The sequence below is a fragment of the Streptomyces sp. TRM49041 genome (assembly GCF_008271805.1).
GTDB lineage: Bacteria > Actinomycetota > Actinomycetes > Streptomycetales > Streptomycetaceae > Streptomyces.
This window is the reverse complement of record NZ_VSRY01000024.1, coordinates 1-6,431: the sequence shown is the minus strand read 5'-3', so window position 1 is coordinate 6,431 and position 6,431 is coordinate 1. Positions and strand designations below refer to the sequence as shown.

5 protein-coding genes and 1 pseudogene are annotated in these 6,431 nt (G+C 72.2%); 2 read left to right on the top strand and 4 right to left on the bottom strand.

The window, feature by feature from the left end; genetic code table 11:
* Nucleotides 1–192 precede the first annotated feature (192 nt).
* From FVS66_RS01600 to rsmI, 3 genes are all read right to left on the bottom strand, one after another.
* Nucleotides 193–1,113: a TatD family hydrolase gene (locus tag FVS66_RS01600; protein ID WP_149179135.1), complete on the bottom strand. Its 921-nt coding sequence runs from the start codon at nucleotides 1,111–1,113 to the stop codon at nucleotides 193–195.
* A 40-nt stretch (nucleotides 1,114–1,153) separates the two neighbouring features.
* Nucleotides 1,154–1,606, bottom strand: coding sequence for a hypothetical protein (locus FVS66_RS01595; RefSeq protein ID WP_149179134.1), 453 nt, complete (start codon nucleotides 1,604–1,606; stop codon nucleotides 1,154–1,156).
* A 171-nt stretch (nucleotides 1,607–1,777) separates the two neighbouring features.
* Nucleotides 1,778–2,635: a 16S rRNA (cytidine(1402)-2'-O)-methyltransferase gene (rsmI, locus tag FVS66_RS01590; protein ID WP_149179133.1), complete on the bottom strand. Its 858-nt coding sequence runs from the start codon at nucleotides 2,633–2,635 to the stop codon at nucleotides 1,778–1,780.
* Nucleotides 2,636–2,707: 72 nt separating this feature from the next.
* Between rsmI and FVS66_RS01585 the strand changes: the two genes are divergently transcribed.
* Both FVS66_RS01585 and FVS66_RS01580 read left to right on the top strand, forming a co-directional pair.
* Nucleotides 2,708–4,504: a phospholipid carrier-dependent glycosyltransferase gene (locus tag FVS66_RS01585; protein WP_149179132.1), complete on the top strand. Its 1,797-nt coding sequence runs from the start codon at nucleotides 2,708–2,710 to the stop codon at nucleotides 4,502–4,504.
* A gap of 141 nt (nucleotides 4,505–4,645) precedes the next feature.
* Nucleotides 4,646–6,274 carry a penicillin-binding transpeptidase domain-containing protein gene (locus FVS66_RS01580; protein ID WP_149179131.1) on the top strand — a complete coding sequence of 543 codons (1,629 nt, stop codon included), beginning with the start codon at nucleotides 4,646–4,648 and terminating at the stop codon, nucleotides 6,272–6,274.
* 72 nt (nucleotides 6,275–6,346) lie between these two features.
* Here the strand turns inward: FVS66_RS01580 and FVS66_RS01575 are convergent.
* Nucleotides 6,347–6,427, bottom strand: a pseudogene (locus FVS66_RS01575) (NADH-quinone oxidoreductase subunit K); the annotation flags it as partial.
* Nucleotides 6,428–6,431 lie beyond the last annotated feature (4 nt).

The window sequence follows — 6,431 nt, the reverse complement described above, 5'->3', positions numbered from 1 at the left end:
TTGTCCGGCGGGGGCGCGGGGACCGGGAAAGCGGACGGGCCGACGGCGCGGCGCCCTCGGGCGGCGGCTCGGTGACTGCCCTGCGAGTTGTTCACGAGGCCGGGACCATAGCGGAGGGTCGATGACTCTCCAAAGCGACTCGACCACGGAGCGTCGTATCGCTACCCCCGTGGCGGCCTCCTCCGCTATCGTTCAGTAATCAAATGCTCGCGCTGTGTTGACGGCGATCGCGGTCGCCAGGGCTTCTTCGCCGATGCCCTTGACGGCCGCCATGGCGCGGACCGTCACCGGGACGAGATACGGCGCGTTGGGCCGTCCGCGGTACGGGGCGGGGGTGAGGAAGGGGGCGTCCGTCTCGACGAGTACGAGGTCGAGGGGGGCGACGGCGAGGGCGTCGCGCAGGGGCTGGGCGTTCTTGAACGTGACGTTCCCGGCGAAGGACATGTAGTAGCCGCGCTCGGCGCAGATCCGGGCCATGTCGGCGTCGCCGGAGTAGCAGTGGAAGACGGTCCGCTCGGGGGCGCCCTCCTCGGCGAGGACGCGCAGGACGTCCGCGTGGGCGTCGCGGTCGTGGATGACGAGGGCCTTGCCGTGCCGCTTGGCGATCTCGATGTGGGCGCGGAAGGAGCGCTCCTGGGCGTCCATGCCCTCGGGGCCGGTGCGGAAGCGGTCGAGGCCGGTCTCGCCGACTGCCCTGACATGGTCGAGGGCGGCGAGCCGGTCGATCTCGGCCAGCGCGTCGTCCAGCGCCGTGTACCCGCCCGCCTCGCGGGCGCCCTGCCGGGACCGTCCCGCCCGGCTCCCACCACCACCCTTGTCCGAGTCGCTTCGCGACGCCCCCTCGACGGGGTCGCCGTGGACGATGCGGGGGGCCTCGTTGGGGTGGAGGGCGACGGCGGCGTGGACCTTGGCGTACGTGGCGGCCGTCTCCGCCGCCCACTGGGAGCCCTTGACGTCGCAGCCCACCTGGACCACGGTGTCGACGCCGACGAGGGCGGCCTTGGTGAGGGCCTCCTCGATGGTGCCGGACTGCATGTCCAGGTGGGTGTGCGAATCGGCCACGGCCACGGGCAGGGGCTCGGGCAGCGGCGGCGGGGCGTCCTTGGCACTCATGCCCCGATCGTACGAAAACCCGGGCCCCGCCCTCTCCCGACTACTTCCGTTCCCTGCGCTGGAAGGGGTGCAGCAGGTCGGAGACGTGCCAGCGGCGGTCCTCCGGCCGGCGGTCCGGTGCCCCGCCCTCGGGCAGCGGCTTCTCCTCCAGTTCCTGGCCGATCGGCCCTGCCGTGGCCACCGGGATGGCGGCGCGCCGGAGCGCCACGCCGGGCACGCCCGGCCGGGCGGCCGAGGGCTCGCCGTGGTCGAGCACCGTGGAGACCCGGCCGGAGCGCATGGTGCGCACCACATGCTGTCCGCAGTTGGGACACGTCGGCTTGGACAGCGGCGAGGGAACCCGTCGGCCCTCGCTGCGGTAGACGACGTAGCCGTGGCCGGTGACGTCGGTGTGGTGCTCGATTTCGTACGCCTGCTCCCAGCCGTAGCCGCACCTCATACAGGCGAAGGAATATGCCTCGTGGCCGACCGGGATACTGGAGGTCTCGCTCATGCCGGCTCCTTTCCACTGCATCCAGTGGACACCTCTACCGGCGGGATGGCATCGGCACCTGTCGAACCATGGGCCGCTCTTGGACTTTCCCTGCCGAAAGGCTTGCTTCAGCCGGTGAGGGCTTTGCCTTTCACGATAGCTCTTTGCCCGCCTTTGGGCTGGCCAGAGGTGTTACCCAGCGGTCTTCGCCGCGTTCTTCGCCGCGACGACGGCGTCGAACACCTCCCGCTTGGGGAGCCCGGCCTCGGCGGCGACGGCGGCGATGGCCTCTTTTCGACGCTCCCCCGCCTCCTCGCGGACCTGGACGCGGCGGACCAGCTCGGCGGGTTCGAGATCGGCGGGCCCGGCCTCGGGGGCGCCCTCGACGACGACGGTGATCTCGCCCCGAACACCCTCGGCGGCCCAGACCGCGAGCTCGCCGAGGCCACCGCGCCTGACCTCCTCGTACGTCTTTGTGAGCTCCCGGCACACGGCGGCGCGCCGGTCGGCACCGAAGACCTCGGCCATCGCGGCGAGGGTGTCGTCGAGTCGGTGCGGAGCCTCGAAGTAGACCAGGGTGCGGCGCTCGGCGGCGACCTCGCGGAGCCGGCCGAGGCGCTCGCCCGCCTTGCGGGGCAGGAAGCCCTCGAAGCAGAACCGGTCCACGGGCAGCCCGGACAGGGCGAGCGCGGTGAGCACGGCGGACGGGCCCGGCACGGCGGTGACCTTGATGTCCTGCTCGACGGCGGCGGCGACCAGCCGGTAGCCGGGGTCGGAGACGGACGGCATACCGGCGTCGGTGACCAGCAGGACCCGGGCGCCGCCGACGAGGGCCTCGACCAGCTCGGGCGTACGGGCGGACTCGTTGCCCTCGAAGTACGACACGACCCGGCCGCGCGGCTGCACGCCGAGGGCCTGGGTGAGGCGGCGCAGCCGCCGCGTGTCCTCGGCGGCGACGACGTCGGCGTCCGCCAGCTCGGCGGCGAGGCGGGGCGGGGCGTCGGCGACGTCGCCGATCGGGGTACCTGCGAGTACGAGCGTTCCAGTCACGGTGCCATCCTCGCAGCCCCGCCGGCGGCCCGGCCGGGCGAGTCGGGCGGGCGCGTTCCCTACGATGGCGCGGTGACCAGTACTGCGCCAGAGGCCCTGCACGGACAGGACGGACCCGGTGGCCACGCCGCCGGGCCGGACGGGGGACAGGAGCCGCCCTCCTGGGACCAGCGCCTGCGCCGGTTCGGCTATGTGCCGCGCCGGGTGCCGGGGCTGCGGGAGCGGCTCGTGCCGCCGTTCCCGAAGCCGTCCCCGCGGCTGTGGCGGGGCCTCGGGCTGCCGCCGCGGGTGGCGCGCGGACTGCTGCGGCTGGCGCCGTGGGGCGGTCCGCTGCTGGTGGCTCTGGTCGCCGGGCTGCTCAGGTTCTGGAACCTGGGCTCGCCGCACGCGGTGATATTCGACGAGACGTACTACGCCAAGGACGCCTGGGCCCTGATCAACCAGGGGTACGAGGGGGCGTGGCCCAAGGACATCGACAAAACGATCCTGGAGAACCCGGGCGCGGTACCCGTGCCGGCCGATCCGGGCTATGTGGTGCACCCGCCGGTCGGCAAGTGGGTCATCGGGCTCGGCGAGTGGTGGTTCGGCTTCGAGCCGTTCGGCTGGCGCTTCATGGTGGCGGTGTGCGGCACGCTGTCGGTGCTCATGCTGTGCCGGATCGGGCGGCGGCTGTTCCGCTCGACGTTCCTGGGGTGCCTGGCGGGCGGCCTGCTGGCCGTGGACGGGCTGCACTTCGTGATGAGCCGTACGGCGCTGCTCGACCAGGTGCTGATGTTCTTCGTGCTGGCCGCGTTCGGGTGTCTGCTGATCGACCGTGACTGGGCGCGGCGGCGGCTCGCGGCGGCGCTGCCGGTCGACGGGGACGGGGTGCTGCGGCCGGACGCGGCCGTCGCGGACACGCTGCGGCTCGGCTGGCGTCCCTGGCGGCTGACGGCCGGGGTGATGCTGGGACTGGCGGCAGCGACCAAGTGGAACGGCCTGTACATCATGGCCGCGTTCGGGCTGCTGACGGTGGTCTGGGACGTGGGCGCGCGGCGGATCGCGGGCGCCCACCGGCCGTATCTGTCGGTGCTGAAGCGGGATGTGCTGCCGGCGTTCGTGGCGACGGTGCCGGTCGCGCTGGCCACATACGTCGCGTCGTGGACGGGCTGGATCGCCTCGGACAAGGGCTACTTCCGGACCTGGGCGTCGACGGGCGACGGGCGGGTCAGCTCGTGGTCGTGGCTCTTCCCCGACTGGTGGCGGAGCCTGTGGCACTACGAGTCCGAGGTGTACACGTTCCACGTCAATCTGACGTCGGGGCACACATACGAGTCGAACCCGTGGAGCTGGATCGTCCTGGGCCGCCCCGTGTCGTACTTCTACGAGTCGCCCGCGGCCGGTGAGGACGGCTGCCCGGCGGACGCGGCGGAGAAGTGCGCGCGTGAGGTGCTGGCGATCGGCACACCGCTGCTGTGGTGGGCGGCGTGCTTCGCGGTGCTGTACGTGCTGTGGCGCTGGTTCTTCCGCCGCGACTGGCGGGCGGGGGCCATCGTGTGCGCGATCGCGGCCGGGTGGGTGCCGTGGTTCTTCTACCAGGAGCGGACGATCTTCCTCTTCTACGCGGTGGTGTTCGTGCCGTTCCTGTGCCTGGCCGTCGCGATGATGATCGGCGCGATGCTGGGCCCGGCCGCCGGGCCGCCGGACGAGGACGGCCTGGTGGACCCGGACGGGGCGGTCGAGCGGCGGCGCGCGATCGGCGCGATCGGCGCGGGCGTGCTGGTTCTGCTGATCATCTGGAACTTCATCTACTTCTGGCCGCTGTACACCGGCGAGACGATCCCGATGGAGGACTGGCGGGCGCGCATGTGGCTCGACACGTGGGTGTGACCCCCTGCATCTGATCACTTACGTTTGATTCCGTTCGGATAACGAGGCCCACGCGCCCCCATCGCCGCCCCGTAGGGTTGTTCCTGTTTGCCTACTTGAACATGTTCAAGTAGGCGTGACTGTGGAGGGGGAATCCGCGGCATGCGCAGTGGAACGAAGGTGGCGATCGTCGGGGGCGTCTTCGCCGTCGCCGTCGGCGGCGTCGGATACGGGGCGATCAACGTCTGGAACGGCCTGACGGGTGGACAGACCACCACCACGTCGGCCTCCGGCACGCCACGCAGGACGGGACCGGTGACCGCGGAGGAGGTCGATGCGACCACCAAGGGCTTCCTGGCCGCGTGGGCGGAGGGGGACCCGGCCAAGGCGGCGCAGTTCACCAACGCCCCGACGAGCGCGCAGGGCGCCCTGGCCGGCTATCTGACGGAGACCCACGTCGGCGGCATGAAGGCCAAGGCCGGTACGGCGACGGGCGCGACGGTGCCGTTCACGGTGAGCGCCGTCGTGTCGTACGACGGGGAGCGCGTCCCGTGGACGTACAGCTCGGAACTGACCGTGGTGCGCGGGCTGACGACCGGGCAGCCGCGCGTCGACTGGAAGTCCACGGTGCTGCATCCGCAGCTCAAGGACGGCGAGGTCCTGAAGGTGACCGCGTCCGGCGCGCCGGCCATCAAGGCCCTCGACCGCGCCGGCAAGGAGCTGACGGTGGAGCGGTACCCGTCGCTGGCCCCGGTCCTGGACGAGCTGCGCAAGCGGTACGGCGGCCAGGCGGGCGGCACGGCCGGCGTCGAGCTGGTCATCACCGGCGAGGGCGACGCGTCCGACCGTACGCTGCTGACGCTGCGCGAGGGCAGACCGGGCGAGGTGCGGACGACGCTGGACGCCGGGGTGCAGGCGGCAGCCGAGCAGGCGGTGAAGCGGTACGCCGAGTCGTCGGTCGTCGCGATCAAGCCGAGCACCGGGGAGATACGGGCGGTCGCCAACAACCGTGAGGACGGCTGGAACGCGGCGTTCCTCGGCAAGCAGGCGCCCGGCTCCACGATGAAGATCATGACGGCGGCGCTGCTGCTGGAGAAGGGCCTGGTCGGCGCGGACCGGGTGGCGGAGTGCCCGCCGACGGCGACGTACTACGGGCGTACGTTCAAGAACCTCGACGACTTCTCTATCAACGGCGGAACGTTCACGCGGAGCTTCGCGCGCTCCTGCAACACCGCCTTCATCAAGCTCATCGACGACGCGAAGGACGACGCCGCGCTGGGCAAGGAGGCCCGGGACGTCTTCGGTATCGGCCTGAACTGGCAGACGGGCGTGCCCTCCTGGGACGGCTCGGTCCCGGCCGAGACCGGCGGGGAGGCCGCCGCGCAGTACATCGGGCAGGGCACCGTCCAGATGAACGCCCTGAACGTGGCGTCCATCGCGGCGACGGCGAAGGCGGGCACCTTCAAGCAGCCCATCATCGTGCCGCGCGGCCTGGACGACCGCGAGATCGCCCGTACCCCCCGCTCGCTGGACGGCTCGGCGGCCCGGCAGCTGCGCGACATGATGCGCGCGACGGCCCGCAGCGGCGGCACGGGCGCGGCGGCGATGGCGGGCGTCGGCGGCGACAAGGGCGCCAAGACGGGCTCGGCGGAGGTCGGCGGCCAGGACACGTCGAACAGCTGGTTCGCGGCGTTCGCGGACGACCTGGCGGCCGCGGCGGTGGTGCAGGCGGCGGGTCACGGCGGCGACGCGGCGGGGCCGCTGGTGGCGTCGGTGCTGAAGGCGGGGTGAGCGGCGGGGCGTGCGGCTGGGCGTGCGGCGGCAGTGGTGCGCGGCGGCTCGCGGCGCGACGTGGCGAGGCGAGGCGCTACGCCTGATCAGCACCCCGGCCGCGCCGATGGTGAACAACACGGCGGCGAGATACAGGTAGTTGACGGGATTCACTTGG

Excerpts from the sequence above, each read along its gene's own strand:
- FVS66_RS01600 (WP_149179135.1), bottom strand. The coding sequence starts at position 1,113 with ATGAGTGCCAAGGACGCCCCGCCGCCGCTGCCCGAGCCCCTGCCCGTG.
- FVS66_RS01595 (WP_149179134.1), bottom strand. The coding sequence starts at position 1,606 with ATGAGCGAGACCTCCAGTATCCCGGTCGGCCACGAGGCATATTCCTTC.
- FVS66_RS01580 (WP_149179131.1), top strand. The coding sequence starts at position 4,646 with ATGCGCAGTGGAACGAAGGTGGCGATCGTCGGGGGCGTCTTCGCCGTC.